This is a genomic window from Hymenobacter duratus (assembly GCF_014698995.1).
GTDB classification, from domain to species: domain Bacteria; phylum Bacteroidota; class Bacteroidia; order Cytophagales; family Hymenobacteraceae; genus Hymenobacter; species Hymenobacter duratus.
This window is the reverse complement of sequence record NZ_JACWZZ010000001.1, coordinates 1,406,313-1,431,040: the sequence shown is the minus strand read 5'-3', so window position 1 is coordinate 1,431,040 and position 24,728 is coordinate 1,406,313. Positions and strand designations below refer to the sequence as shown.

Here is a 24,728-nt window from a genome sequence, read left to right as displayed (position 1 = left end):
TCGGTGCCGGGCGTTTTTTTGGTCTGCTCCGCCGACATCTTTCTTATGCACGACAACTCTTTTCTGGCGCGTACGCTTCACCGCCGTTCTTTCTTTCGCGTAGCCGGGGCCGGCGCAGCGGCTTCGGCCCTGGTGCTGGCTGGCTGCGCCAAGGAAGACACTATCACCCCTGTTCCCACCAACCAGCAATTGGTTATCGGCAAGGCGGACAGTGTCAATTTCACTGTTCTGAACTATGCCTATCTGCTGGAGCAGCTGGAAGCGGCTTTCTACGATAAGGTAGTGACCACACCGCCCGCCGATCTGCTGCCGGGTGAGCTGGCCTATCTGACAGATCTGCGCGACCATGAGTTTATCCACCGCGAGTATCTGAAGTTTGCGCTGGGCTCCAATGCCTATGATGCCAGCTTTGTGACCCAGTTTGTCTTTGACTTCTCTTCGCTCACGCTTACCACGCGCCAGGGCGTCTGGACAGCCGCCCAAAAGCTGGAAGACATTGGCGTAGCAGCCTACAACGGCGTCGCCAAGCACATTACTACCACCGGCTACCTGAATATGCTGGCCAAGCTGGCTTCGGTAGAAGCCCGCCACGCGGCACTGGCTCACGAGGTGCTGCAGGCGGGCTCCTGGGCCGCTCCTATTGGCGCTACCGGCCTCGATGCCGCCAAAACACCGATTGAAGTAGTGGCACTCATTCAGCCTTTCGTGCCCATAGAAATATCCACGGCATACCTGCCAACTACTTAAGGCTTTGCCTGCCATGAATATTCTGAAACTTCTGGCCAACCTGGCCGAAACCAACCCGGAGCAGCTGGAGCAGTCGGCTCCGCGGCGGGCTGCCCTGGAAAGCCTGGGCCGCTTCAGCGCTAAGGCGCTGGCGGCAGCGCTGCCTTTTGGGCTGGCTACGCTGCCGGCTCAGGCCCGCACGACGCTCACCATTCTCGATTCTCTGGATCTGGCTCTGCAGCTGGAGCGGCTGCAGGAAGCACTTTATAGTCGTGCATTGGCTGTTACGGGCACTTTCTTCCCCGCCGATCCTACTTTCCGGGCTTCGGTTGTGGCAATGCAGCGCCACCAGCAGCAGCACATCGTGCTCCTGACAGATGCCATTGTCTCATCGGGCAGCACGGCCTCGGCACCCGCCAACTACGATTTTACGGGTACCAAGAACGGCACGCAGCCGGCTCTGTTTGCCGATGTATTCACCGACTTCGACCAGTTTCTGCGCTTGGCACAGCTGCTGGAAGACGCCGGCGTTCGTGCCTACAAGGGCCAGGTAGAATACCTGAGCACGAATGATTTCATCCTGCAGACGGCTCTGCAGCTCCACGCTACGGAGGCCCGCCATGCCGCCCGCATCCGGGTGATGCGTAAGCAGCGGGGCGCCACCGTGAAGCCCTGGCCCAGCCCCACTGATACCAGCATTACGGTAGCCGGCAAAACCGATATTGCCTACGCCGGCGAAGATGCCCTGCAACAGTACCTGCCCGATTTCCGGCCGGTACCGTTCCAGCTACTTCCTGTCGGATTTCCCGGTTCCACTGTCCTGACGCAGGGCGTACCAGAAGCGTTTGATGAGCCGCTGACCCTGGTGCAAGCCACCGCGCTACTGGCCCTTTTTACCTACTAGCTTCCAGCAGCACTTATCATCAGAAAGGAGGAACGGGCATACCGTTCCTCCTTTTGTGTTTGACACGATTCCACCAACCGTGAACCTTTTCAGCACGGCTACGCTTTATAACGTAACTAATTATTTTTTGTAACTTTCAGCAAAATTCACCGACTGTTCGGCTACGGAATAGCCTATTTCGTTCTGTTCCGTATACTCTCTTTGCCCCACTTTTCCGCCCTAACCCACCCGAAAACAGGCTTTTCAACAATGCTGGAATACGCAAAGACCATCCTACTCAAAGTAAGCTTCGACAAAATCCTCTTCGAGAAGGAGTTACGCAAGGCCTTGCGGATGCTGCTACCCGCTGAGTTGCTGCAGCTCAAGGAATGGTGCTATGAGAAATTTTCTACTCTGTACCGCCGCGTTCTGAACCGGGTTTTTACCCAACCTTCGGCAGCGGTATAGCCCACCCGAGTATCCAACAAGTAAGCCCGCCGTGGCTGCAGTATACTCTGCAGCCGCGGCGGGCTTACTTGTTGGATACTCGGGTGGGCTACTGCTCCGTCACGAAGCGGATGTTGCGCATGAGCCCCGTATAGCCGGTACGCTTTACCGCCGACTGCCGAAACAGCTCCGAAAACAGTTCGTGCGTGATTTCCTGCCAGTCAGATGCACTCATGTCCTTTAAACCAGGATGCGGGTTGAATTGCGGCTCTTGGTGGGGCTTTGAGAAGCGGTTCCACGGGCATACATCCTGGCAGATGTCGCAGCCGAACACCCAGTTGCCGAATTTGCCCTCAACCTCCCGCGGAATCTGGTCTTTCAGCTCGATGGTGAAGTAGCTGATACACTTGCTGCCGTCCACTACATAGGGCTCGGTTATGGCCTGCGTAGGGCAGGCGTCCAGGCACTTGGTGCAGGTGCCGCAGTAATCCTTGATAGGGCCGTCATAGTCGAGCGGTACATCCACAATCAGCTCGGCAATGAAGTAGAACGAGCCCACACCCGGCGTAATCAGGTTGGAGTTTTTGCCTACCCAGCCCGCACCGCTTTTGCGGGCCCAGGCCTTGTCCAGCACCGGCGCCGAGTCCACGAAGCAGCGCCCCCCTATTTCCCCGATTTCTGCCTGCATGTCGGCCAGCAGCGTTTTCAGCTTGTCCTTAATGACGAAGTGGTAGTCGCGGCCGTAGGCGTACTTGGATATTTTGAGCGTGTCGTCGTGCTGCTGGGCTTCCTCGGACGGATAGTAGTTCAGGAGCAGCGAAATAACAGACTTGGCACCGTCTACGAGCAGGCGCGGGTCAAGGCGCTTATCGAAGTGGTTGGCCATGTAGCCCATCTGGCCGTGCATATTCTTGTTCAGCCAGTTTTCGAGGCGCGGCGCTTCTTCTTCCAGAAAACCTGCCTCTGAAATGCCGCAATACATAAAGCCCAATTCCGCTGCGCGGCGCTTGATAAAGGCAGTGTAATGAGCGGTTGGGAGCATCATAAAACAGTTGTTGAATATTTTCTTCTTATATATTTTATTTCTTCTGCGACTCTACGCACGTTATCGGAATATTTTTCGAATAAGAAATTATCATATCCATGCATATTGCTTATTGAGGCAAGAGAATCATTCAGCAGCATACTTCTACCACATATTGTAGCAGCCACTTTCCCTTCAATAGTCTGAGTGAAAATATACCACTCCTGCCCTGCCTTTATAGGCAGACCACAGTCACCCATACCACCACCAGTCAATATAGACATCTTCTTTCTACCGTCTTTTTTCAAATTATCTATTACTTCAAGCACTACTACCCTGTTCCAACTATCTGCACTATCAACGGAAATAACTCTACCAATAAATACTGATTCTGCATTCAACAATTCTGCTTTTCTCAATTTCTTCAAACCCTTACATTGGCATGCCTCTGCAGATAATATTGAAGCGAAGAATGTCATTATACAGCACAACAGACAGCAGAATATCTTTATGGAAGCCATCTTACTTTAGGATAAATAGTAAAAACTCAAACTGCGGAAAGGAACCTCAATGTAGGCTCTTTCCGCAGCTTGTACTCTTAAATAGGTTTTAGACTAGCTGAACAGCTCGCCCGTGTTGCCGCGCAGATGCTGCGGCATAGTGCGGCCCAAGTGCAGGTAAGCGTGCTCGGTGGCTTCGCGGCCGCGGCTGGTACGCTTGATGTAGCCTTCCTGAATCAGGAATGGCTCGTACACTTCCTCAATGGTTTCGCCCTCTTCGCCGCAGGCCGTGGCAATGGTGCTGATGCCCACCGGTCCACCTTTGAACTTGTCGATGATGGTGCTCAGGATGCGCTTGTCCATGTCGTCGAGGCCGCGGGCGTCCACATCCAGGGCATTGAGGGCAAACTGGGCAATATCTACCGTAATGGTGCCGTCGCCTTTGATTTGGGCGAAGTCGCGGGTGCGGCGCAGCAGGTTGTTGGCAATACGGGGCGTTCCGCGCGAGCGACGCGCAATTTCGTAGGCCGCATCCTCATAAATCGGGGTGCCCAGAATTTCGGAAGAGCGCTGCACGATGCTGGTCAGCAGCTTGGAATCGTAGTACTCAAGGCGGGAACTGATGCCGAAACGCGCCCGCAGCGGCGAGGTAAGCATACCCGAGCGGGTGGTGGCCCCGATCAGCGTGAACGGCGATAACGAAATCTGCACCGACCGCGCATTCGGACCCGAATCAAGCATGATGTCGATGCGGTAATCCTCCATGGCCGAATAGAGATATTCCTCTACCACGGGGTTCAGGCGGTGGATTTCGTCGATGAACAGCACGTCGTGCGGCTCCAGGTTGGTGAGCAGGCCGGCCAGGTCGGAAGGCTTGTCCAGCACCGGGCCGCTGGTCATCTTGATGCCCGACTGCAGCTCGTTGGCGATGATGTGTGAAAGGGTAGTTTTGCCCAGGCCCGGAGGGCCATGCAACAATACATGGTCCAAGGCATCACCTCGCTGCTTGGCCGCCGCCACAAATACTTTCAGGTTCTCGACTACTTTGTCCTGTCCCGCGAAATCATCGAAGGAAAGAGGACGTAGTGCTTTGTCAATGTCTTTTTCGGTAGCGTCCATGTGGTCGTTGCCGCCGGTCAGAAACGGTTCGCGCATAGTGCGGAGGGAATAAGTTGGTAGCAGCAAGGTAACACCTGCACCGGGCAGATTGTCCCATTTTTAGCAAAAAAATAACGCCAGTTACCTATATTGCTAATATAAATAGCAAATCGAGTTTTTTGGCTGGTAAAATCGGTGAGCGAGTAGCCTAACGCGCCCAAACTGATATATTTGGCTGCCGGCCTAATGCCGCCGTACTACTCCGAAAAGCCTGGTGCTAATGCGTTCTTTTTTTCTGTTCATAGCTGGCTTGGGCCTTACTTCCGCAGCCTACGCTCAGGTGGCAACTCAGCAGCCGCTCCGGCAGCTGCATCCCGACCGGCTTCTGCTTAAAACAGCCCCTCTTACTCTTTTCGACCCCAGCACCAGCGCCCTGATGCTGGGCCTGGAGTTTCGGCCGGTGCCGCGTATTGGCCTGGAGCTCGACTATGGGTTTCGGTTTGTGCCGCTGCAGCTCTTCTACTGGAACCAGAACAAGGACAACCTTCGCTACCAGAAATTCAAGCTGGAAGGCCGCTACTACATTCCCCGCTCGGAGCGGCAGCAGTGGTACGGCGCGGCAGAAGCCTTTTATGTGCCGCAGAGCTACGACCTGAAGAGTGGCACCTACGAGCGAGGTGACGAGCGGCGGGCGTATGACGGGGCGCACATTGAGCGGGAAGTACGCGGAGTGGCCCTGAAAGCAGGCCTTATGCAGCGGCTAGGGCAGCGGTTGTGGCTGGATATGGCGCTAGGCTTGGGAATCCGGCAGCGCGAGGTACGCTACCAAACGCGGAATGAGCGTACGGCAGATCCGCTTTTTGACGCGCCCAACCAGAACTTTCTGGCCGCCACGCCTGACCCCGGCCGCAGCACGCGCATAGCGCCGGCCGCGGCGCTGCGCGTGGGCTACACGCTGCTGCGGTAAAGCTCCATCCGCCATGCGGGCGTTGAAAGTGGTACAACCGAAATGCTGTTTCTTTGCACAAGCTGCTTTTCCGCTTATCCCCTTTTTTCGCCCATGCCCTCCAACGACTGGCTGCATACCATTCCTGCCGACTTATACGACCAGCTGGCGCATTGCCTGAGCCTGCATGGTATGGCCTGCGCCGAATTGCTGAGCCGCCCGCAGGAAGCGCAGCTGCTGCACCTGATGTCTCTTACAGGCCTGAACACCATGCGCGTGGCGGAGCTGAATGCCATTGCCGACCACAACCAGCTGCTGCACACGCTGGAGCAGCAGCCACACCACCTCTACAATCTGATGCTGCTGGGTCGGCTCAGCCTCGAAACCAGTCTGGCAGCCCCTGTTTTGCGCTACGTGCAGCAGCAGATGCGCATTGATACGGCTCAGCTACAGCAATTGAAAACCTATTGCCTGGAGCTGAGTGGGGCCTTTCTGGCGCTATTGGAAGAACATCTGCCTACACCCAGCCTGGGGCTGCACCGGCTGCAGGTAGAGGAAGCGTTTGGGCAATATATAGCGCTGCATCCAGGCCCTGAGCCAACCGCCGCTACCATCCGGTTTACCGAGCCGCAGCTGCAGATGATGCGGCTGGCTTTGCTGCTGGTACACTCTCTGCCCGAAGCTGGTGAGCACCCGTTTCTGCAGGCGGTGGCAGAGCTGGCAGCCCTGCGGCCGGCCGCGCTAGAGCCCATGATAGAGCGCCTGGGAACGTTGGAGCCAGCCCAAGACTTTGCGGTGACGATGCCGGAGCTGGTACAATTGTACCAAGCCATGCAGGTATGCGGCATGGTGTTCGTGTCGGAGGTGCTGGAGAAGGTGGGGCTGGGCAGCGTATTTCCCACGGTACCCACCGATGAGCGGCCTGCCTCGGCAGGCGCAGCAGAGCCCAGCGGACGGCAGGCCGTAGGGGAAATAGTAAGCGGATTTACCCGTTGGGTACAGTACACGTTTCCGCAGGAGCCCGCGCTACAGCAGGCCCGGCAGCAGGTGCTGGCCCTCGCCGATGCGCTTTAGCCAACGGATTAGTAGCTGGCCGTCGAGGTAGCGGCGTTTTTTGCCACGACCTCCCCCTCTCTTTAGTTCGTTGGCAGCAGCACTTCTATTTCCAGGTGCAGCCAGTCATCTTCCCATGCTTTGTGTGTAAGGCGGGCCGAGAGAGGAAAGCCCGCATCCAGCAGCCGGGCAATGGTTTCGTTGCGGCCTTCGGGTAAGTAGCCCAGCCACATGGCATCGGGGCTGGCGGTGTGCACCTGCACAGCCCAGTCGTCGTAGGCGCTGTCGGCTTCCCGCTGGAGGGCCAGCAGCTGGCCGGGCTTCAGTTGCGGCTCGTATTCGCGCAGGCCGGCGCGGTGCGTAGTGCCCGCTACCAGGCATTCGAGCAGAACAAGGGCGGAGGCATCGGCCATAGCATGTGGAAATAGTAGTGGAGGCGTAAACATAACACGCCGACGCCCAGCTTACCACCGCCCGCAGCCGGAAATCCGCTCGCTCTGCTGCTGCCTGCAGGCAGCGGCAGCAGCTTTCTGCGGCTACATAGCCTGCGGGCCGTATTTTTGCATGATGTATAGCAAAACAGAAGTAACCCAGCTACGTCAGGCGTTCTGGACGACATTCGGACAGTATATGGCCCCGGTGCCTTCGGCCGAGGGCGTTCCGACGAACTGGATAAACTATAAAACCGGCCTCAAGCATGTCTACTTTCGGATGCAGGCCGATGGCCGCCGCGCCACCATCAGCATCGAGCTTACCCACCCTGACGTGGGCGTGCGGGAGTTGTTTTTCGAGCAGTTTCTGGAACTGAAGACGCTGTTGCACGAAACTCTGGGCGAAACCTGGCGCTGGGAAGCCGACGCCGTGGATACCAACGGCCAGCCCCTGAGCCGCATTTTCACCGAGCTGACGCCCGTCAACCTGTTCAGCCGCGACGACTGGCCCGCCCTGATTTCCTTCTTCAAGCCCCGCCTGATGGCGCTGGATGAGTTCTGGAGCAATGCCCAGTATGCTTTCGATGCGCTACGATAACCCGTATCGGCCAGCCGTAGGCCGGGCCACCGCTATGCCATAGTATTGGCTGTTTTTTATATTTAATAATAAGTATATTTATTATCCTTTAGCAGGTGTGCTCACGGTGCATCATAGCCGGGGCGGGCTTGCCCGTGGCTTTGCGGTGCATAGCCTGCCACCGGGCACCGGTACCGGCGGCTTCCAACAGCCTCGTCCGGCGTTCCTATAGGCTCACCGCCATTCGGGTGGGCTGCCTTATACTACTGCTGGCCTCGCATCGAGGCAGCCTTGCGTGGGGCCAGAGGCCAGCTCTTTACCCTTGCTGATCAGCAGAATACGCACTGCACCACGTACCGCGCGGCACCTCAGCCCTGCCCCGGACGGCCCGGCCCGGATAAGGCTTTCGCAGGCTGCGCCACGCACCGCCGGCATGACTAATATCATCTTCCGGCCTGATGCCCGTCACACCATGGGTGCCTGTAAATCGTGAATTTTGAAGGAGTTAGCTACTCAACGCGCTTTCCGAACACCTCCACTTCCTCATTCCCATGGCTATTCCCCTCCTGATGTTCTCGGTGCTTCTGCTCACGACGCTGGCAGTGGCCAGTGCCTACCGCCACGGTACCGGCCGGCCTGCTTCCTAGGAAAAACATGCTCTGCTCCCGCCGCTATGAAAAGCCAAAACCACAAATTCTCGTTGGGCCTGCCCCATTATGACGGACTGGGCGCTGCTGTTTCAGCCTTATCGGTGAGCAGCGACACCCGGCGAGCCGCGCAGGAAGCCGACCAGCTGCTGGCCCTCGATACGTGGGACATGCAGACATCGTCACTGTCGGCCGATGAACTGGTTCGGGGTCCGTCTTACCGCCGCTTTGCCGCCGCCACGGCCCTGCTTCTGCCCGAGTAATCCATTTACTGTTTTTTCCTGCTTGCCATGAGTCCTTCGCTGGTTGTTCTGACTGATTTCTTCGCCGTTTCGAACCGTGCACTTTCCTATGCGGCTGGTTTGGCAATGCCGCTGCACGCGCACCTAGTGCTGCTGCATGTGCGCCACGACGGCCTGCTCTCTCCCGCTGAATACGCCAGCCGTCATACCCCGCGCGGCGAGCAGCGTACCGACCACGCCCTGCTGGATTTGGCCGCCCGGCAGCCCGTACCGGCCGAAGTAGACGTGTCGGAGCAATATCTGCCGGATGCCGTGGCCGAGGCCGTGCGCCGCCACGAGCCGCTGCTGCTGGTGCTGGGCCGGCCCGGCTCGGCCACTACCCCCGAAGAAGTAGTGGTAAGTACGGCCATGGACCTGCTGCGTCACGCGCCTTATCCCCTGCTGATAGTGCCTACGGTTGGCTGGGATACTTTTCCGCCGCGCCGCCTGCTACTCGCCGTGGATGGGCAGCCGTTTCAGCTCTTTCCGCACCATGATGTGCTACGCCAGCTGCTGCGGTCCACGCAGGGCAGCATCGAAGTGATTCATGTCACCGACGACGAGCACACGCCAACCAGCGCCGGAGCCATCCTCGACAGCATTCGTGCCAACGACCTGGTAGACCCGCTGCCAGCTACTGCCCTGCACAACCTGTACCAGCCCACCATTGTGGGCGGCGTGCTGCAGGAAGCTGCTCGGCTCGAAGGCGATATGCTGGTGGTAATAGCCCGCCGCCACAGTCTGCTGGGCAGCTTGTTCCACCGCAGCATCACGGCCCAACTGCTACAGGAGAGTCCTATCCCGGTGCTGTTGCTACCCGCCGAAGACTAGCCCGCCCCGCGCTGCTTCTTGTCCACACTGTTTCCGCTTTCGCTATGAATCAGGCCATTTTAATGCTCACCAACCTGTCGGCAGCGGCGGAACGGGCCGCGCAGATGGCCGCCGTGCTGGGGCTGCCGCTACAGCTGCGCTTGGTGCTGTTGCACCTCTACCACGACCCGCTGCTGGATCCGGAGCTGGTTGTCATCACCACGGCGGGAGCCTACCGTACGCAGGCCGAAACCAACGCGTCCCTGCAGGCAATGGCCCAACGGCTAGCCCTGCCAACCGAGGTAACAACATCAGCCGATACCCTGCGCGAAGCCGTGCAGGCGGCCCTGCAGCATTATCATCCGCTGCTGCTGGGCATGGGCCTCAGCCAGGAGCATGATTTGCTGGACAGACTGCTGCACAACCAGATGCTCCCCGTACTCCGTGCCACGGGCTACCCACTGCTGCTGGTGCCGGAGCGCGGACCGGTGCCGCAGGTACCACGCCGCGTAGCGCTGGCCGTAGATGCCGAGTCATTCTCCCCGAACAGGGCCAGCCAGGCACTGGCTCCGCTGCTGGCCAGCTGGCAGGCGGCCTACACGGTGGTGCACGTGGCCGCACCAAAAGAGCAGGAGGCCTTTGCGGGCCAGCGTGCCCTGACCAACGTCCGCCAGAGCAAGCTGCTGCCGGCCGCCACCCGGCTGGAGCTTTACCAGGAACGGGAAGTGCGGCCGGCGGCCGGCGTGCTGCAGGCCCTCGAAGACACGCAGGCCGACCTGCTCCTCCTTGTTGCCCGGCCTCGCAGCTTTATGGGCCGGTTCTTTCACCACAGTGTCACGATGGAAGTGCTGCGCCACTGCCGCATTCCGGTGCTGCTGCTGCCCGCCCATGCACCAGCGGTACCCGGCTGGATGCCGGCCATGTCCTGACTTGTTCTTCTCCCGTTACAAACCGTTGTGCGATGAAACCGAATCTGGTTGTTCTGACTGATTTTTCGCCGGCTGCTGAGCGGGCACGGGTCTATGCGGCCGCCCTGGCCGTGCCGCTCCAGGCCGAAGTACATCTGGTGCACGTGTACTATCCGCAGGCAATACCGCTCGATTTTGGCACCACGCTGCCCGTACCCGACAGCCGCTACGTGCAGGAAACCCGTCAGTCGCTGGAGAAGCTGGCCGCCGCAATGCCGCAGCCGGCCACCGCCGAAGTGCTTGAAACTACTTGGCAGAACGCCGTGGAGCAGGCTCTGGCTCAGTACCACCCCTTGGTCCTTGTTGCCGGCCTCACCGCCACCGACAACCTGCTGGATGAATGGCTGAGCAACCGCGCTTTGCCGTTGGCCCACAGTACCGGGTATCCGCTGCTGCTGGTACCTGAGCATTTGCCTGCGGATGCTCTGCAGCCACCGCGCCGTCTTGCGCTGGCGATAGAAGACCAGCCGTTCCGCCTGAAAACCCACGCCCGTGCCATAGCGCCGCTGCTTGATGAGATTGGCACCGAGATACTGGCGGTTTGCGTTCTTCCGTACGAAAAACGGTCTGGAGGCTGGCGGGGCCTGCAGGCAGCCCAGCAGTGCGGCCTTACCAGTGCCATGCCCCGTTGCAGCCTGCACAAGGTGATACGGGAGCTACCGGCCTCCGGCATTCTGCAGGGCGTGGATGAAGTAGAAGCCGACCTGATAGCCCTCCTCGACCAAGGCCACGGCTGGCTGCACAAACTCTTCCACGGCAGCGTTACGGAATACATTCTGCGCCACACGCAGGTACCCGTGCTGCTGCTGGCCGCCCACCTCGACTCCGGCGCCGAATAGCACCTGCTCAGCGCGGCGCTTCCTAGTGGCGCGTTGCGCTTACCCTTTTACCACGCTTTCCGGCGCCGCGCCGGCATTGCGCAGTCCGGAATCAGGCTGATACGGCAGCTCCCCGCCGCTACTGCTGGCCCCGTGCACTGCATTCTGCTTTCCCGCCGATTTGTTTCTTTGCTGTTATGTCGCCCACCCTCATTGCTCTTTCCGGTTTCTACCCTGCCGCCCGCCACGCCGCGCACTACGCCGATATGCTGGCGCAGGCTCTGGATGCCCGGCTGGTGCTGCTGCACGTCAACCGGGTGTCAGTTTTTGATCCGTATGAGTTGGTGGGCGAGGCATACCGCCAGGAAGAGCTGGACCGCCAGACCGACACGGCCGCCGCCCTCTACCGCCAGGCCGAAACCCTGCGCACCCCCGCAGCCATCGAAATAACCACCGATCTGCTGCCCGCCGTGGCGCAGGACCTGGCCGCCCGCTATGGACCCGTGCTCTTCGTGCTGGGCTACCCCGAGCCCGGGCACCCCACTGCCACCGACCTTGCAGCCAACTGCGCCGAGCTGCTTCGGGCCGGACAATATCCGCTGCTGCTGGTGCCGGCTACCACGCGTCCCACGGGGCTGCCTCACCATTTTGTAGTTGCCGCCGACCAGGAACCGTTTCAGCTGACCCCGGCTGCCCGCGCCCTGCGCCGCCTGCTCACTACCCTGGGCACCACCATCGTGGTAGCACACGTGTCCGGCATCGAGGATGATGCCGGCTGCGGGGCCGCCCTCCGGGCCGTGCAGGCCAGCGGCCTCACCGAGGGCTTGCCCGTACCCGAATTGCGTGGCTACGAGCAAACCGACTACGCCGCCGGCCTCCTCGACGCCATCCGTGACACGCAGGCCGATATGGTATTGCTAATGGCCCGCCAGCGCAGCTACCTCTCCGAGCTGTTTCACCAGAGCGTCACGGCGCGTCTGCTGGAGCGCAGCCCGGTGCCACTGCTGCTGCTCCCTGCCCAGCCGGACGAGGCCGACTAGCTACTCCTGCGTGCCGCGTAGCCTTCTTCTCCGCGTACTCATTGCCACCCCAAAACCAAAAACGGCCGCCCTGATTGCAGGGCGGCCGTTTTACTGATCTGAATTTAAGTTTACTTGAACGCCTGAATGCCGGTGATATCCGCACCCGTGATGAGCAGGTGGATATCGTGGGTACCTTCGTAGGTGATGACCGACTCCAGGTTCATCATGTGGCGCATGATGGGATACTCGCCCGTGATGCCCATGCCGCCGTGAATCTGGCGGGCTTCGCGGGCAATGTGCAGCGCCATTTCCACAGAGTTGCGCTTGGCCATCGAAATCTGGGCGCTGGTGGCTTTACCTTCGTTTTTGAGTACGCCCAGGCGCCACACCATCAGCTGGGCCTTGGTGATTTCCGTTATCATTTCGGCCAGCTTCTTCTGCTGCAGCTGGAAACCGGCAATCGGCTTGCCGAACTGCTCCCGCTCCAGCGAGTATTTCAGGGCCGACTCGTAGCAGTCGATAGCCACGCCAATGGCACCCCAGGCAATGCCGTAGCGGGCCGAGTCGAGGCAACCGAGCGGGCCTTTGAGGCCTTCCACGTTGGGCAGCAGGTTTTCCTTGGGCACTTTCACGTTGTCGAACACCAGCTCGCCGGTGATGCTGGCGCGCAGGCTCCACTTGTTATGGATTTCGGGGGCCGTAAAGCCTTCCATGCCTTTTTCCACGATGACGCCGCGGATGCGGCCTTCATCATTTTTGGCCCACACCACCGCTACCTGGCTCTGGGGCGAGTTACTGATCCAGAGCTTGGCGCCGTTGAGCAGGTAGTAGTCGCCCATGTCCTTGATGGTGGTGGTCATGCCACCAGGGTTCGAACCATGGTCGGGCTCCGTGAGGCCGAAGCAGCCGAGCCACTCGCCGGAGGCCAGCTTGGGCAGGTATTTCTTGCGCTGCTCCTCCGAGCCGTAGGCGTAGATGGGGTACATCACCAGGGAGCCCTGCACCGAGGCGGTGGAGCGCATGCCGGAGTCGCCGCGCTCAATTTCCTGCATAATCAGGCCGTAGCTGATGTAGTCGAGGCCGCCGCCGCCGTACTCGGTAGGAATAGTCGGGCCGAACGCACCTACATCACCGAATTTCTTGACGATTTCGGAGGGAAAATGATTGTTCTGGGCCCACTTCTCAATGTTGGGGCTGATTTCCTTCTTCACGAAGTCGCGGATGCTCTGACGGATGAGCTTGTGCTCTTCGGTGAGCAGGCCGTCGAGGTCGAAGTAATCGGTGAAGCCGGCGGCGTTGGTAGAACCGTGGTGGTTGGCGGCTTTGGCCTTGGGCGAGAGAACGTCAGCTTGCGAAGACATGGTAAGTTGTTGGGTGGGAATCAGATTCAAAGATAGTAGTTTCAGAATGCGAAACAGGTAGTTGCGGCCCATGGTTCAGGCAGTGCGCAGCAGGTATGCACCTGCTTTGTGGGCCGCTGGCCAACCGGCGAATTGCCGTGCGCCGGTATTTTGAGCAGCGGGTCATTCAAGAACAGACTTCCTTCGTAGATACCGCATCTGCTCCTTCCCTGCCTGCCTTACCCCACCATGAGCCACGAGAAAAAACTAAACGAACTGGAGGCCACTTCCATTTGCGGCAACGACATTTCTTCGTCGTGCCTGTATGTGTCGGCGCTGGCCATTGCGTATGCCGGGCAGTATGCCTGGGTGGCGCTGCTGGTAGTGGGCGCGGTGCTGTACCTGTTCCGGCGCATCTATGGCGAAGTGGTAGGCGCGCTGCCGCTCAATGGCGGCGCCTACAACGTACTGCTCAACACCACCAGCAAACGCAACGCGGCGGTGGCGGCCTGCCTCACTATCCTGTCGTACATGGCCACGGCCGTTATTTCGGCGTCGGAGGCTATGCACTACCTACACACGCTCTGGCACGGGCTGCCCATCATTCCGGCTACCATGCTGCTGCTGGGCTTCTTTCTGCTGCTCACCATTCTGGGTATTTCGGAGTCGGCGGTGGTGGCGGTGGTTATTTTCCTGCTGCACCTGTTCTCACTCACGCTGCTGGTAGGCGTCACGGTGTGGTACCTGTTCACGCACGGCACCGACACGCTGCTGGCCAACTGGCACATGCCCCTGAAAACCAGCCTGACGACGGCCCTGTTTCTGGGTTTCAGTGCGGCTATGCTGGGTATTTCGGGCTTCGAAAGCTCTGCCAACTTCGTGGAAGAGCAGGCCCGCGGCGTGTTTCAGAAGACGCTGCGCAACATGTGGGTGGTCGTGACGGTGTTCAATCCGCTGCTGGCATTTCTGGCTATTGCGGCGCTGCCACTGGTGGAAGTGGGCCAGCATACTGAAACTCTACTTTCGCACCTGGGCAAGACTACTGGCGGCCCCTGGCTGGCCACGCTTATTTCCGTAGATGCCGTGGCCGTGCTCAGCGGGGCCGTGCTGACGAGCTTCGTGGGCGTGAGCGGCCTGATGAAACGCATGACCCTGGACCGGATTCTGCCCCAATTCTTCCTGAAGGAAAACAAGCGCGGCAGCAACTACCTGATTCTGATTACTTTTTTCCTGCTGTGCATCTCGGTGCTGCTGATTACCAACGGGGAGCTGGGGCCGCTGGCGGGCGTGTATACTATTTCGTTTTTGTCGGTAATGGCCTTTTTTGCCCTCGGCAACTTCCTGCTCAAGAGCAAGCGGCCCAAGCTGCCGCGCCCTGTGTATGCAGGCATTCTCACGGTGTCGTTGGCGCTGCTGGGCGTGCTTACGGCCCTCTACGGCAACATCCGCATCCGGCCCGACTACCTGATTGTGTTCTTGCAGTACTTCATTCCGGCCATGCTCATCGTGTCGGCGATGCTCAACCGCACAGCCATCTTCAATCTGGTCCTGCACGCAGCCGAAACGTTTGCCCGGCACTCGCCCCGGGTTTCGCGCCTCACGCAGCTTAACATCAAACGCCAGTTGCGGGAGCTGCACCGGCAGGAATTCGTATTTTTCACGAAAGGCGACAATGTCTCGAACCTGAACAAGGTGATGGCCTATGTGGTGGAAAACGAATCGACGAACCGCCTGAAAATCGTGACGCTGCTGAAGGAAGGCGAAGTGTATCCCGAAGACCTGCTGACCGATATCCGGGTGCTGGACCGCGCCTACGAGCAGATTGAGGTGGACTTCGTGACGCTGGATGGCCACTTCGGCCCCGAGTTGATTGACCGGCTTTCCAGAGAGTGGAACATCCCGAAAAACTTCATGTTCATCGGCTCTCCCGGCGACAGGTTTCCTTACCAGATTTCCGAACTGGGCGGCGTGCGGCTTATTATATAAGAACGCGGATTTTGCAGATTAGTCGGATTTTGTTGACGATTAAAAATCAAAAAGGGCTGCCGATTGGCAGCCCTTTTTGATTCTCTTCTTTTATCCACTCGCACGTTGCAAAGACGGATAATCGTCTGAATCCGCGGGTTAAAACTTCACGCCCACTGAAGCCAGGAAGTTGCGGGTGGCCTGCGGGAAAAACCAGTTGAAGGTGTCAAGGCCGCCGCTGGCGCCGGGGTAGCTGTAGGTGTAGCCGTTGGCCACGTACTCGCGGTTGAGCACGTTGTTGACCAGCAGGCCCAGCTCAATTTCCTTCACAAACTGCGGCTTGATGCTGTAGCGCACCCGGAAATCGAGGACTTGATAGGCCTTGATGCTGCGTGCTATGTTCTCGGAGTTGTCGAGGTATTGGCGGCTGACGGTTTTGTAGAGCAGTGCCACGCGCAGCCCTTGTAGCGGCTGCCCTTCCAGCGTGTGCGCCGACACGGTATTGGGCGAGTAGGAAATGGCAGACGTGCGCGCCTCCCCCACCACAGGGTTATAATCGGCATCATACGTCACGTCGCGGTAGTTCAGAATCCGGTTGCGGCTCAGCGTCAGGGTGCTGCTCAGGCTGATTTTGTCATCAGCGGAAATGAAGCCGGTCAGCTCCACGCCCCGGCGGTAGCTGCGCGCTACGTTGGTGCGCAGCGGAGTGCCCACGTCATTCAACTGGCCGGTAGCTACCAGCTGGTTGCGGTAGTTCATGTAGAACCCGTTAGCTTCGAAGCGCACGGCTGTACGCGGCCCCAAAAGACTGAGGTCGGTGCGGGTGAGGCGGTAGCCGCCTTCAAAGTCCTCGAGGCGCTCGGATTTGGCGCTCTTGTCACCGGCCGGGCGGTCCGTGAAGTCGGCGCGCACCGGCTCGCGCTGGCCCACGGCATAGCTGGCGTAGAGCTGCTGGCCTTCGCGCAGCGTGAAGGTGACGCCGGCTTTGGGGTTATCAAACAGATAGTTGGCGCGGGTCGTCACGTCGTTCTGATCATCCTCCACGCCATCAATCCGGTAGGCAATGCGGCGCACCTGTGCATCAGTGTACAGGCCCAGGCGGGGCAGTACCTGCCACACGAAACGCAGGTATACGTTGTGGTCGGTTTTGGTGGCCCGGTTGAAGTAGTAGCGCTGCCGGATGTTGCCGTTGGAGGCATACTGCGCCCAGATAACTTCGCCGTAGTGGTCATTCTCAAACCGGTTCCAGGCGCCGCCCAGCGTGGCCTGAAACCGGTCGTCGTCTTTGGGCTGGTAGTTCAGCGCGAAGGTGCCGCCATAGAAATAGTTGTCCAGCCATTTCCGGTCAATCAGGTTGGTGCGCGTGAGCGTGTCGCCGCCGATTATCACGTTCTGCAGACCGTAATCCACGAATTTGCGGCGGGCCCGGTAGCTTTCGTAGTAGCCGAAGCCGCGCGTGAGGTGCAGCGCTGCCCCGATGTTCCAGTCGTCGCCGAGGCCTTGCGAGAGGTGCAGCTGGTAGTGGTTTTGCTGGTAGTTGTCGGTCTGGTTGTCGTAGGTGTAGTAGCTGTAGCGGCGGCCTTCGCGGCGCACCCGCTCGGCATCGGCCTCGCTCAGCTCGCCGTTGGCGATGTAGTTCTGGAGCTGGGCCTGGTCGCCGGTAAGAGCCGGCTCGGGCACGCCGTTCCAGGCCTGGTAGGTTTTCTCGCGGCCCGAGAAGGTGATGAACTTGAGCAGCGTGCTCTTGGCCTGGTAGCCCGCCGCGAAGTAGTACGACTTCAGATCCGATGAAGCGCGGTTCATGTAGCCATCGGTGCTGATGCGCGAGAGGCGGCCGTCCACCGTGAAGTGCCCGTTCAGCAGCCCGGTCCCGAACTGCACGTTGTTTTTCCAGGTGTTGAAGGAGCCGACGCTGTTCTGGGTTTCGCCGTAAGCCTCGGGGCGGCTGTCCAGGGTGCTGATGTTGATGCTGGCCCCGAACGCCGCGCCGCCGTTCTGGCTGGTGCCCACGCCGCGTTGCACCTGCAGGCTGCTTACGGAAGAAGCCAGATCGGGCAGATTCACCAGAAATGAGCCGTGCGACTCGGCATCGTTGAGCGGCACGCCGTTGATGGTCATGTTAATGCCCGTGTTGCTCGTGCCCCGAATGCGGATATCGGTGTAGCCCACGCCCGCCCCGGCATCCGAATTCACCACCACCGAAGGCGTCTGGTCGAGCAGGTAAGGCAAATCCTGCCCGAAGTTGCGCTTGGCCAGATCCTCTTTCCCTAAGTTGGTGTAGGCAGTGGCGGTGCGGTTGTTAGCACGGGAGGCCGTCACGAGGGCCTCGCCGGTGAGCACGCCGCCGGGCCGGAGTACGTGGTTCAGTTGCTGCGCCGCGGGCTGGCCCTGCACCGGCCGCACCAGCGGCTCATAGCCCACAAATGTGATGCGCAGTTCGTGCCGGCCAACGGGTACCGCCAAAATCGAGAAGGAGCCTGCCGCATCGGTGGCGGCGCTGGCGGCTCCATCCAGGTACACGGTAGCGCCAGGCAGCGCCGTGCCGGTGCGGGCATCCGTAATCGTCCCGGACACGGGGCCTTGCGCCCATGCCGAGAGAGGCAGCACCAACAGCGCAGCCCCGGAAACCAGGAAATTTTTCAAGGGTTTGAAAAAGAAAAAGTGGAACGGACCGGACACCAGGGGTCGGTGCCTTCGGCTTGTCGCTCGCGGATCGTTTGTTCCCTTCGCCGGCATTACCCGGGCAGGTTCAATGGGTATGATCTCAGCCCCCTGCCACTCCCGGCCTGGGGCACCCCTAAACTTCTGCCGCAAAGGTAGACCGCAAACTGCTACTTGCAAGCCCGTGGTCAAACCACTTTACTTTCGGTTGATTATCAGCTAACTTAGAACTCTACTACACTAGCTGGCAGCCGTATTTTTATCAAAACAACGACGGTACCGGCTCCGTTAGTTATCTGGTTGCCGTCGGATTACTCCGTTCGTTTGTCTTTCAGCTCTCCCGGCCATGACTCCCCTCGTCTACCTGCTCCTGCTTCTGGCTATTGCCGTGTATTTCGTAGTGATTCCGCGGCGCCGCTTCCCTTCCCCACCCCAGCCTGACAACGACGACGACGGGGGCGAGCCGCTCGATGATGGCCTGCCCGACCTGGACCTGCCGCCCGGCATCACGCGTCCCATCAACGACTGGGAACCGGACTATAACCGCCGGCCCCGCACGCCTGTGCGCCCCACCGAGCCCATGCTGCTGTAACCGATACAGCATTTTTAGGTATAACCACACCTTCCGGCCCGCCCCACTGTGTCTCATGGCTGATACAGCGAAAGGGCCCGCCACAAGTGCTGTTGCGAGCCTGATTCACTGGCTATAAGGTGCGGGCCATGCGCACATAGGCAATGAGGCCCTTGTAGAATACCTCACCTTCCGGCTGCATCCCGAAACGGGCGTAGAAAGCAGCACTGTCCTGGCGGGCGTCGCACCAGAGGCGGCGGGCCCCCAGGCGGCGCGCTTCGGCTAGTACGTACCGCAGCAAGGCGCTGCCAATTCCCTGGCGCTGGTAGGCCGGGTCGGTGGCAAACTTGCGGAAGCGGGCTTCTTCGCCTTCTATGAAAAGGGAAATTACCGATACCAACTGGTCGTCCTGGAAGGCGCCATAATGGTAGCCTTCGGCGTCATTTTCCAGCTTCACGTAGTCCAGCGGCATATTGGGCCATAGCACTTCGTGGCGCAGCAGATAGGTGTGGCTGGGCGCTATGGCCCAGATTGCGGGCAGAGCGGGCATGGCTACTCTACCGTGATGCTGTAGGACGTTGCAAACTCCTGGCCCGGCTCCAGCGCCAGAATACCTTCCTTGTCGGCCAGTTCGCCCGTGTCGCTGGTGGAGCCGGCAATGCCGTGCCAGGGCTCGATGCACACGAACTGGGCTCCTTCGCCTTTGGTCCAGAGGCCAAGAAAGGGAAACCCATCAAACCGCAGGCGTACGGCCCGGCCGGAACGGCGGCTGCGCAGCGTGACGTGCGTGAAATCGAAGTGCTTCAGCACCAGCGCATCCCGCTCGAAGAGCTTATAGCTGAGCGGCAGCGTAGTTTGCTGAGTGAGCAGCGGCTCGGTTTCGCCGGTGAGCAGGCCGCCTTCCAGCAAGTGCTGCTCCGCTGTCACGGGGTGGTCGAACACGAATTCGTAGTCCTCAAACGTCTCGCCTTCCTGCAGCGGGCAGCGAAACGCCGGATGTGCCCCGATGCTGAACAGCAGCTCGCCGGTGCCGGTGTTGTGCACTTCCCAGCCTATGGTGAGTTGCGGCCCCGCCAGCCGGTACGAAACCACGAGGCTGAACCCGAAGGGAAACAGGGCGCGGGTAGCCTCGGTGGCGCGCAACTCCAGTACCAACTCGGCGGCGGTCTGGCGCAGCAACGTGAATTCCTGGTCGCGGGCGAAACCGTGCTGGGTAAGGCGGTAGCTCTGGCCCTGGTGGGTGTAGGTATCGTTGGGCAGGCGGCCCACTATCGGGAACAGCACCGGCGCATGGCGGCCCCACACGGCCGGGTCGGCTTCCCAGATATACTCCAGGTTGTTGAGGTCTTTGCGGACGAAGCTGCTCAGCTCGGCACCGTGGGCCTGCACCTGCATGCGGCACAGCTCGTTTTCGAGGGTATACGTCATAAATAGGAAGAAACGCCGACGGTGAGCCGGTGCTAGGAAGGTAGAGACAATGTGGGTCGCTTATACGGCAACCCGTTCGCTATAGGTCGCCGTTCCGCTTATTCCAGCAGCAGCTCATCCACGTGGTAGCAGGCCTGCTCCAGGCGCCGGGCCGGTGGGCCGCTTATTTCGGCGAAGTGCGACAACTGCTCCTGCAGCGTGTGCTGATAGAGCCGGAAAAACTGCTGGCGCAGGTGCGGATGTTCGCGCAACGGGTCCGGTTCCCAAGGCAGATCCACGTTCAGCAGCAATACCAAATCGTAGTGCTGCTGCTCAATCTGCTCCAGAATCCAGTCGGGGCAATGGCCGAACGCGTGCTCCGACCAGATTTTTATCACCAGCAGATCCGTGTCGCAGAAAAACACCGGCCGGTCCATCTGAATAGCCTGAATTTCGGCTTCGGCTTCAGCCCGCAGCTGGCCGTGCGCTATGGTTTCGAGGTCGTCGAGGGTGTATTTAGGGCCGTGCTGCTCCAGATAGGTGCGGGCGTATTCGGGCGCCCAGCTGGTGTTGTAGTGCGCGGCCAGCTGGCGGCTGAGGGTGGTTTTGCCCGTCGATTCGGGGCCGGTGAGGGCAACACGCAGCATTTTCAAGGAGCAGTGAACAAGGAGGAATGAGCACTAAATGCGGTAAAGCGGGTGGAAGAGCTGCGCCAGCACACGAGGGAATCAGGAGAGTGTTTCATGGCTGACTATTTACTGTTTATGCTCATTGCCACCTGCTCCTTCCTCATGGATTTCCGCCACTCCAGGTAGCCGTACACGGCCAGCCCCAGGTACAGCGCATACAGGCCGCTGGTCGGGTACAGCTGCTTGTACCAGAGAATTGGCACGTAGAGCAGGTCCACCACAATCCAGAGCCACCAGTTTTCCAGGCGCTTGCGCATCAGCAGAAACTGCGCGGCCAGGCTGCCGGCCGTCGTGAAACTGTCCCAGTGCGGCAGCGTGGCATCGGTGTGGTGCTCCAGATAGTAGCCGAAACCGACGGTGAAGGCGACAATGAATACCGCGCAGGCCACCCATTCCCAACGCCGCGTGCGCGACACCGGCAGTTCGGTTTTGCTGCGCCCGCCATACAGCCACTCGTACCAGCCGTACAGGCTAAGCACGATGAACATGATCTGCAGCAGCGAATCAGAATACAAGCCGGCACCATAGTACACCACGATGTAGAGGGCGCAGCTGAAAATGGCCACCGGAAAGTTCCACAACGACTCGCGGGCGGCCAGCCATACGCAGGCAAAGCCGGTCAGCACGGCCACCCATTCCAGCGGCGTGTTGCCGACGGCGGCGGTCCAGAACTCGTAGAACGAATGCAGCAAAGCGGAAGGCGAAAAGGCGAAATATCTGTTACTGAACCCCAGTCAGCGCAAACTACGGCCAAAGCTAACGAGCTAGCGCCTAATTTTGCCTTTCATCTGCCTTCTCACGTCGTATGCTGCCCGAACTCACGCCCGAACAACTGCATTCCCGCCTTCAGAGCGGCGAAAATATCCAGCTCGTGGACGTGCGGCAGCCGGAAGAATACGCTTACTGCCGCATCGAGGGTAGTGAGTTGATTCCGCTGGGCGAGCTGGCCCGCCGCGCCGACGAGGTAGCCGACGACCGGCCGGTAGTGCTCATCTGCCACCACGGCGTGCGCTCCATGCAGGCGCTAGCCTACCTGCAGCACCGCCACGAATTGACCAACCTGCTGAATCTGCGCGGCGGCATTCACGCCTGGAGTCTGCGCGTAGACCCGGCGGTGGCGGTTTATTGATTCTTTCTCGCCGAAGCTCACTCTCTCAGCGAGAAACCTGCTTGCCCATGAAATTCCCCTACCTCCCGATAGTTGCCGCCCTCCCCGGCCTGCTCACGGCCCTGGCTGCCCACGAGCGGGTGGTTTTGCAGGCGCCGCCCGGGGCCGGCAAAACCACCGTGGTACCGCTGGCGCTGCTGGATGCCGCGTGGCGCGCGGGCGGCAAAATCCTGATGCTGGAGCCGCGCCAGCTGGCCGCCCGCGCCGCCGCTACTCGCTTGGCCAAGCTGCTGGGCGAGCCGGTGGGAGAAACCGTAGGCTACCGCGTGCGGCTGGAAAGCAAAGTATCGGACCGCACCCGCATCGAAGTCATTACGGAAGGTATCCTGACGCGCCTGATCCAGGACGACCCGGCGCTTGAAGGTGTGGCGGCCGTTATTTTCGATGAGTTTCATGAGCGTAGCCTCCGCGCCGACCTGGGGTTGGCGCTGGCCCTCGATGCGCAGGCCGTGCTGCGGCCCGAGTTGCGCATTCTGGTGATGAGTGCCACGCTGGAAGCCGAACGGATGGGCACCTGGCTGCAGGCTCCGGTGGTGAGCAGCGCCGGCTTTCTGTTTCCAGTGGAGACGCACTATCTGAACCCGCGCCAGGCAGCGGCCGGCGGCTCTCGTCCCACCGAGCGGCTGGCGACGCTGGTGCCCACGGCCGTGCGCGAAGCCCTACGCCAGCACCCCGACGGCGACCTGCTGGTATTCCTGCCTGGTCTCGCCGACCTGCGCCGCGTGGCGGAAAAGTTGGAATCGACTTTATCCAATGAGGTGCACCTGCACTTGCTGCATGGCGAGCTGCCGCTGGCCGAGCAGGATGCCGCGTTGCGCCCCGTGCCGGCTGGGCAGCGCAAAATTGTGCTCAGCACCGCCATTGCCGAAACCAGCCTCACCATTGCAGGCGTGAAAGTGGTGATTGACGGTGGTTTTGCGCGGGTGCCGCGCTTTCAGGCCCGCACCGGCTTCAGCACCCTCGAAACCGTACCTGTCAGTCAGGCCGCCGCCGACCAGCGCCGGGGCCGCGCCGGCCGCCTCGGCCCCGGCACCTGCTACCGCCTCTGGACCACCACCGAGCACGACGCGCTACCGGCCTACCTACCGCCCGAAATCCTCACCGCCGACCTCAGCAGCCTGGCTCTGGAGCTGGCCTTGTGGGGCGCTGCTCCGCAAAGTTTACGCTGGCTCGATGCGCCGCCCGCTCCTGCCCTGGCCCTCGCCAACGACCTGTTGCGCCGCCTAGGAGCAGTTGTTAGCGATGAGGGGAATCGTGATGGAGTGAATAGTGAAACGCCCGGCGCACCTCCCACTGCTTCAGCCCCTCATTCCTCCATCAGCTCATCACTGTCCCAAAAGCCTACACCGCATGGCCGGGCGCTGGCACGGCTGGGGCTAGCGCCGCGCCTTGGCCACTTGGTAGTGCGTGGGCACGAGCTAGGCCACGGCCCGGCCGCCGCCGCGCTGGCGGCGCTGCTTTCGGAGCGCGACGTGCTGCGGGCCGCCGATGCCCACCCCACCCCGCCCGACCTGCGGCTCCGGTTCGAAGCCATTGCCAACGGCCGGGCGCCCTTGCCGGGCCTGCTGGTGCAGCACCACATTCTGCACCGCGTCCGAGACGCCGCCCGCAACTTGCGTCAGCGCGCCGGAATCCGGGAAAATGCTACTTCTGCTGATGCCGATGCGGCCGGTCTGCTGACGGCCCTCGCCTATCCCGACCGGGTGGCGCAGCGCGAAACCGCTGACCGGGTGCGCCTGGCCACCGGCCAGCGCGTGGCCCTGCCCGCCGAGCACTTTGGCCGCGACGACCAGTTTCTGGCCGTTGCTTACCTCGATGGGCCACCGCACCAGCTCCGCGCTGCGCTGGCCGCCCCCGTAAGCCGGACGGAGCTGGAAGAATTATTCAAGGAGCAGATTGAAGCCACAGACGAAGTGCGCTGGGATGCCGCTACGGGCCGCGTGCTGGCCCGCCGCCGCCGCCGATTGGGCGCCTTGGTTCTTTCTGATGCAGCCCTGCCTCAACCCGCGCCGGCGCTGGTAGCTGCGGCGCTGCTAGAGGCACTGCGCACCGAAGGCATTGCGCGGCTGCCCTGGAGCGAGGCCGGAACCGCCCTGCGGGAGCGGCTGGCGTTTCTGCACCAGCAGTTCCCAGATACCTGGCCCGATGTGTCGGATGAGGCGCTGCTGATGGAGCTGGAAGACTGGCTGGAGCCGCACCTCGCGGGCCTGAAAAGTCTGCAGGAAGTGAGCCGGCTCGACTGGCCCGAGCTGCTGCTGCAGCGGCTGCCCGGCGGCTGGAGCCAGCGCCAGGAGCTGGACCGCCTCGCCCCTTCTCACCTCGAAGTTCCCAGCGGTTCGCGCGTTGCGCTGGACTATTCTGATGCCGCGGCGCCGGTATTGGCCGTGAAGCTGCAGGAAGTGTTTGGCCTGCTCGATACGCCGCGTGTTGCGCAGGGGCGGGTGCCGCTGACGATGCACTTACTCTCACCGGGTGGCCGGCCGGCCCAGGTCACGCGGGACCTGCGCAGCTTCTGGCAACACGGCTATTTTGAGGTGCGCAAAGACCTGCGCGGGCGCTACCCCAAGCACCCCTGGCCCGACGACCCGCTCTCGGCCATCCCAACCAAGCTCACCAAGAAGCGCTTCGAAGCCGGCCAATCCTAGACTTTGCAGGCATTCAGCTATGCTTTTCGTTTGCTAGGAACCGCCTTGGTA

25 protein-coding genes and 1 riboswitch are annotated in these 24,728 nt (G+C 60.6%); of the genes, 15 read left to right on the top strand and 10 right to left on the bottom strand.

Annotation, left to right across the window (positions count from 1 at the left end; genetic code table 11):
- Nucleotides 1–45: 45 nt before the first annotated feature.
- From IC231_RS05940 to IC231_RS05930, 3 genes are all read left to right on the top strand, one after another.
- On the top strand, nucleotides 46–747 hold the full coding sequence (locus IC231_RS05940) for a ferritin-like domain-containing protein (RefSeq protein WP_190783598.1): 702 nt from the start codon (nucleotides 46–48) through the stop codon (nucleotides 745–747).
- A 13-nt stretch (nucleotides 748–760) separates the two neighbouring features.
- Nucleotides 761–1,630, top strand: a complete 870-nt coding sequence (locus IC231_RS05935) for a ferritin-like domain-containing protein (RefSeq protein WP_190783597.1) — start codon at nucleotides 761–763, stop codon at nucleotides 1,628–1,630.
- Nucleotides 1,631–1,879: 249 nt separating this feature from the next.
- The gene (locus IC231_RS05930) at nucleotides 1,880–2,077 is read left to right on the top strand and encodes a hypothetical protein (RefSeq protein ID WP_190783596.1); all 198 of its coding nucleotides are present in this window, start codon (nucleotides 1,880–1,882) and stop codon (nucleotides 2,075–2,077) included.
- Nucleotides 2,078–2,165: 88 nt separating this feature from the next.
- Here IC231_RS05930 and queG read toward each other — a convergent pair whose 3' ends face one another.
- The 3 genes from queG to ruvB form a co-directional block, all read right to left on the bottom strand.
- Nucleotides 2,166–3,101 (bottom strand): tRNA epoxyqueuosine(34) reductase QueG, encoded by a 936-nt coding sequence (queG, locus tag IC231_RS05925; protein ID WP_211538880.1) that lies wholly within the window; start codon nucleotides 3,099–3,101, stop codon nucleotides 2,166–2,168.
- Entirely contained in the window at nucleotides 3,098–3,559 is a 462-nt protein-coding gene (locus IC231_RS05920; RefSeq protein ID WP_190783595.1) for a hypothetical protein, read from the bottom strand. Before IC231_RS05920 ends, queG begins: the two co-directional genes overlap by 4 nt.
- A 135-nt stretch (nucleotides 3,560–3,694) precedes the next feature.
- Nucleotides 3,695–4,735, bottom strand: a complete 1,041-nt coding sequence (ruvB, locus tag IC231_RS05915; RefSeq protein WP_190783594.1) for a Holliday junction branch migration DNA helicase RuvB — start codon at nucleotides 4,733–4,735, stop codon at nucleotides 3,695–3,697.
- A 223-nt stretch (nucleotides 4,736–4,958) separates the two neighbouring features.
- Here ruvB and IC231_RS05910 point away from each other — a divergent pair, with 223 nt between their 5' ends.
- On the top strand, nucleotides 4,959–5,645 hold the full coding sequence (locus IC231_RS05910) for a DUF3575 domain-containing protein (protein ID WP_190783593.1): 687 nt from the start codon (nucleotides 4,959–4,961) through the stop codon (nucleotides 5,643–5,645).
- Nucleotides 5,646–5,738: 93 nt separating this feature from the next.
- Nucleotides 5,739–6,698, top strand: coding sequence for a hypothetical protein (locus IC231_RS05905; RefSeq protein WP_190783592.1), 960 nt, complete (start codon nucleotides 5,739–5,741; stop codon nucleotides 6,696–6,698).
- A gap of 62 nt (nucleotides 6,699–6,760) precedes the next feature.
- Here IC231_RS05905 and IC231_RS05900 read toward each other — a convergent pair whose 3' ends face one another.
- Nucleotides 6,761–7,090, bottom strand: a complete 330-nt coding sequence (locus tag IC231_RS05900; protein WP_190783591.1) for an HIRAN domain-containing protein — start codon at nucleotides 7,088–7,090, stop codon at nucleotides 6,761–6,763.
- A gap of 151 nt (nucleotides 7,091–7,241) precedes the next feature.
- On the opposite strand from IC231_RS05900, the gene IC231_RS05895 reads away from it, so the two are divergent.
- The 6 genes from IC231_RS05895 to IC231_RS05870 all read left to right on the top strand — a co-directional run bounded on the left by IC231_RS05895 (nucleotide 7,242) and on the right by IC231_RS05870 (nucleotide 12,249).
- Nucleotides 7,242–7,706: a DUF4268 domain-containing protein gene (locus IC231_RS05895; RefSeq protein WP_211538878.1), complete on the top strand. Its 465-nt coding sequence runs from the start codon at nucleotides 7,242–7,244 to the stop codon at nucleotides 7,704–7,706.
- 652 nt (nucleotides 7,707–8,358) lie between these two features.
- Nucleotides 8,359–8,595 carry a hypothetical protein gene (locus IC231_RS05890; protein WP_190783590.1) on the top strand — a complete coding sequence of 79 codons (237 nt, stop codon included), beginning with the start codon at nucleotides 8,359–8,361 and terminating at the stop codon, nucleotides 8,593–8,595.
- 27 nt (nucleotides 8,596–8,622) lie between these two features.
- Nucleotides 8,623–9,444, top strand: coding sequence for a universal stress protein (locus tag IC231_RS05885; RefSeq protein WP_190783589.1), 822 nt, complete (start codon nucleotides 8,623–8,625; stop codon nucleotides 9,442–9,444).
- Nucleotides 9,445–9,488: 44 nt separating this feature from the next.
- Nucleotides 9,489–10,352: a universal stress protein gene (locus IC231_RS05880; RefSeq protein WP_190783588.1), complete on the top strand. Its 864-nt coding sequence runs from the start codon at nucleotides 9,489–9,491 to the stop codon at nucleotides 10,350–10,352.
- A gap of 32 nt (nucleotides 10,353–10,384) precedes the next feature.
- Nucleotides 10,385–11,230 (top strand): universal stress protein, encoded by an 846-nt coding sequence (locus IC231_RS05875; RefSeq protein WP_190783587.1) that lies wholly within the window; start codon nucleotides 10,385–10,387, stop codon nucleotides 11,228–11,230.
- A 176-nt stretch (nucleotides 11,231–11,406) separates the two neighbouring features.
- Complete coding sequence (locus IC231_RS05870) at nucleotides 11,407–12,249, top strand: universal stress protein (RefSeq protein WP_190783586.1); 843 nt, start codon at nucleotides 11,407–11,409, stop codon at nucleotides 12,247–12,249.
- A gap of 110 nt (nucleotides 12,250–12,359) precedes the next feature.
- On the opposite strand, the gene IC231_RS05865 is transcribed toward IC231_RS05870, so the two are convergent.
- Nucleotides 12,360–13,592, bottom strand: a complete 1,233-nt coding sequence (locus IC231_RS05865) for an acyl-CoA dehydrogenase family protein (RefSeq protein ID WP_211538876.1) — start codon at nucleotides 13,590–13,592, stop codon at nucleotides 12,360–12,362.
- Between the two features lie 228 nt (nucleotides 13,593–13,820).
- Between IC231_RS05865 and IC231_RS05860 the strand changes: the two genes are divergently transcribed.
- Entirely contained in the window at nucleotides 13,821–15,557 is a 1,737-nt protein-coding gene (locus IC231_RS05860) for an APC family permease (protein ID WP_190783585.1), read from the top strand.
- A 138-nt stretch (nucleotides 15,558–15,695) separates the two neighbouring features.
- Here IC231_RS05860 and IC231_RS05855 read toward each other — a convergent pair whose 3' ends face one another.
- On the bottom strand, nucleotides 15,696–18,179 hold the full coding sequence (locus tag IC231_RS05855; protein ID WP_190783584.1) for a TonB-dependent receptor: 2,484 nt from the start codon (nucleotides 18,177–18,179) through the stop codon (nucleotides 15,696–15,698).
- Between the two features lie 59 nt (nucleotides 18,180–18,238).
- Nucleotides 18,239–18,345, bottom strand: a riboswitch (TPP riboswitch).
- A gap of 198 nt (nucleotides 18,346–18,543) precedes the next feature.
- Between IC231_RS05855 and IC231_RS05850 the strand changes: the two genes are divergently transcribed.
- Entirely contained in the window at nucleotides 18,544–18,789 is a 246-nt protein-coding gene (locus IC231_RS05850) for a hypothetical protein (RefSeq protein ID WP_190783583.1), read from the top strand.
- A gap of 112 nt (nucleotides 18,790–18,901) precedes the next feature.
- On the opposite strand, the gene IC231_RS05845 is transcribed toward IC231_RS05850, so the two are convergent.
- The 4 genes from IC231_RS05845 to pnuC all read right to left on the bottom strand — a co-directional run bounded on the left by IC231_RS05845 (nucleotide 18,902) and on the right by pnuC (nucleotide 21,556).
- Nucleotides 18,902–19,318 (bottom strand): GNAT family N-acetyltransferase, encoded by a 417-nt coding sequence (locus IC231_RS05845; protein WP_190783582.1) that lies wholly within the window; start codon nucleotides 19,316–19,318, stop codon nucleotides 18,902–18,904.
- Nucleotides 19,319–19,320: 2 nt separating this feature from the next.
- Complete coding sequence (locus tag IC231_RS05840) at nucleotides 19,321–20,196, bottom strand: aldose 1-epimerase family protein (RefSeq protein ID WP_190783581.1); 876 nt, start codon at nucleotides 20,194–20,196, stop codon at nucleotides 19,321–19,323.
- A 98-nt stretch (nucleotides 20,197–20,294) separates the two neighbouring features.
- Nucleotides 20,295–20,822 carry an AAA family ATPase gene (locus IC231_RS05835; RefSeq protein ID WP_190783580.1) on the bottom strand — a complete coding sequence of 176 codons (528 nt, stop codon included), beginning with the start codon at nucleotides 20,820–20,822 and terminating at the stop codon, nucleotides 20,295–20,297.
- A gap of 104 nt (nucleotides 20,823–20,926) precedes the next feature.
- A complete protein-coding gene (gene pnuC / locus IC231_RS05830; RefSeq protein ID WP_190783579.1) occupies nucleotides 20,927–21,556 on the bottom strand; it encodes a nicotinamide riboside transporter PnuC in 630 nt (209 codons plus the stop codon).
- A 113-nt stretch (nucleotides 21,557–21,669) separates the two neighbouring features.
- Here pnuC and IC231_RS05825 point away from each other — a divergent pair, with 113 nt between their 5' ends.
- Both IC231_RS05825 and hrpB read left to right on the top strand, forming a co-directional pair.
- On the top strand, nucleotides 21,670–21,993 hold the full coding sequence (locus tag IC231_RS05825; protein WP_190783578.1) for a rhodanese-like domain-containing protein: 324 nt from the start codon (nucleotides 21,670–21,672) through the stop codon (nucleotides 21,991–21,993).
- Between the two features lie 47 nt (nucleotides 21,994–22,040).
- On the top strand, nucleotides 22,041–24,677 hold the full coding sequence (gene hrpB / locus IC231_RS05820) for an ATP-dependent helicase HrpB (RefSeq protein WP_190783577.1): 2,637 nt from the start codon (nucleotides 22,041–22,043) through the stop codon (nucleotides 24,675–24,677).
- The last annotated feature ends 51 nt before the right edge of the window (nucleotides 24,678–24,728 follow it).

Bases quoted from the DNA above. Each gene is read 5' to 3' on its own strand.
- IC231_RS05885 (WP_190783589.1), top strand. From the start codon at position 8,623: ATGAGTCCTTCGCTGGTTGTTCTGACTGATTTCTTCGCCGTTTCGAAC.
- IC231_RS05850 (WP_190783583.1), top strand. From the start codon at position 18,544: ATGACTCCCCTCGTCTACCTGCTCCTGCTTCTGGCTATTGCCGTGTAT.
- IC231_RS05895 (WP_211538878.1), top strand. From the start codon at position 7,242: ATGATGTATAGCAAAACAGAAGTAACCCAGCTACGTCAGGCGTTCTGG.
- IC231_RS05835 (WP_190783580.1), bottom strand. From the start codon at position 20,822: ATGCTGCGTGTTGCCCTCACCGGCCCCGAATCGACGGGCAAAACCACC.
- IC231_RS05935 (WP_190783597.1), top strand. From the start codon at position 761: ATGAATATTCTGAAACTTCTGGCCAACCTGGCCGAAACCAACCCGGAG.
- IC231_RS05905 (WP_190783592.1), top strand. From the start codon at position 5,739: ATGCCCTCCAACGACTGGCTGCATACCATTCCTGCCGACTTATACGAC.
- hrpB (WP_190783577.1), top strand. From the start codon at position 22,041: ATGAAATTCCCCTACCTCCCGATAGTTGCCGCCCTCCCCGGCCTGCTC.
- IC231_RS05840 (WP_190783581.1), bottom strand. From the start codon at position 20,196: ATGACGTATACCCTCGAAAACGAGCTGTGCCGCATGCAGGTGCAGGCC.
- IC231_RS05900 (WP_190783591.1), bottom strand. From the start codon at position 7,090: ATGGCCGATGCCTCCGCCCTTGTTCTGCTCGAATGCCTGGTAGCGGGC.
- IC231_RS05920 (WP_190783595.1), bottom strand. From the start codon at position 3,559: ATGACATTCTTCGCTTCAATATTATCTGCAGAGGCATGCCAATGTAAG.
- IC231_RS05940 (WP_190783598.1), top strand. From the start codon at position 46: ATGCACGACAACTCTTTTCTGGCGCGTACGCTTCACCGCCGTTCTTTC.
- IC231_RS05875 (WP_190783587.1), top strand. From the start codon at position 10,385: ATGAAACCGAATCTGGTTGTTCTGACTGATTTTTCGCCGGCTGCTGAG.
- ruvB (WP_190783594.1), bottom strand. From the start codon at position 4,735: ATGCGCGAACCGTTTCTGACCGGCGGCAACGACCACATGGACGCTACC.
- IC231_RS05825 (WP_190783578.1), top strand. From the start codon at position 21,670: ATGCTGCCCGAACTCACGCCCGAACAACTGCATTCCCGCCTTCAGAGC.
- IC231_RS05880 (WP_190783588.1), top strand. From the start codon at position 9,489: ATGAATCAGGCCATTTTAATGCTCACCAACCTGTCGGCAGCGGCGGAA.
- IC231_RS05930 (WP_190783596.1), top strand. From the start codon at position 1,880: ATGCTGGAATACGCAAAGACCATCCTACTCAAAGTAAGCTTCGACAAA.
- IC231_RS05890 (WP_190783590.1), top strand. From the start codon at position 8,359: ATGAAAAGCCAAAACCACAAATTCTCGTTGGGCCTGCCCCATTATGAC.
- IC231_RS05845 (WP_190783582.1), bottom strand. From the start codon at position 19,318: ATGCCCGCTCTGCCCGCAATCTGGGCCATAGCGCCCAGCCACACCTAT.
- IC231_RS05910 (WP_190783593.1), top strand. From the start codon at position 4,959: ATGCGTTCTTTTTTTCTGTTCATAGCTGGCTTGGGCCTTACTTCCGCA.
- queG (WP_211538880.1), bottom strand. From the start codon at position 3,101: ATGATGCTCCCAACCGCTCATTACACTGCCTTTATCAAGCGCCGCGCA.
- IC231_RS05870 (WP_190783586.1), top strand. From the start codon at position 11,407: ATGTCGCCCACCCTCATTGCTCTTTCCGGTTTCTACCCTGCCGCCCGC.
- IC231_RS05865 (WP_211538876.1), bottom strand. From the start codon at position 13,592: ATGTCTTCGCAAGCTGACGTTCTCTCGCCCAAGGCCAAAGCCGCCAAC.
- IC231_RS05860 (WP_190783585.1), top strand. From the start codon at position 13,821: ATGAGCCACGAGAAAAAACTAAACGAACTGGAGGCCACTTCCATTTGC.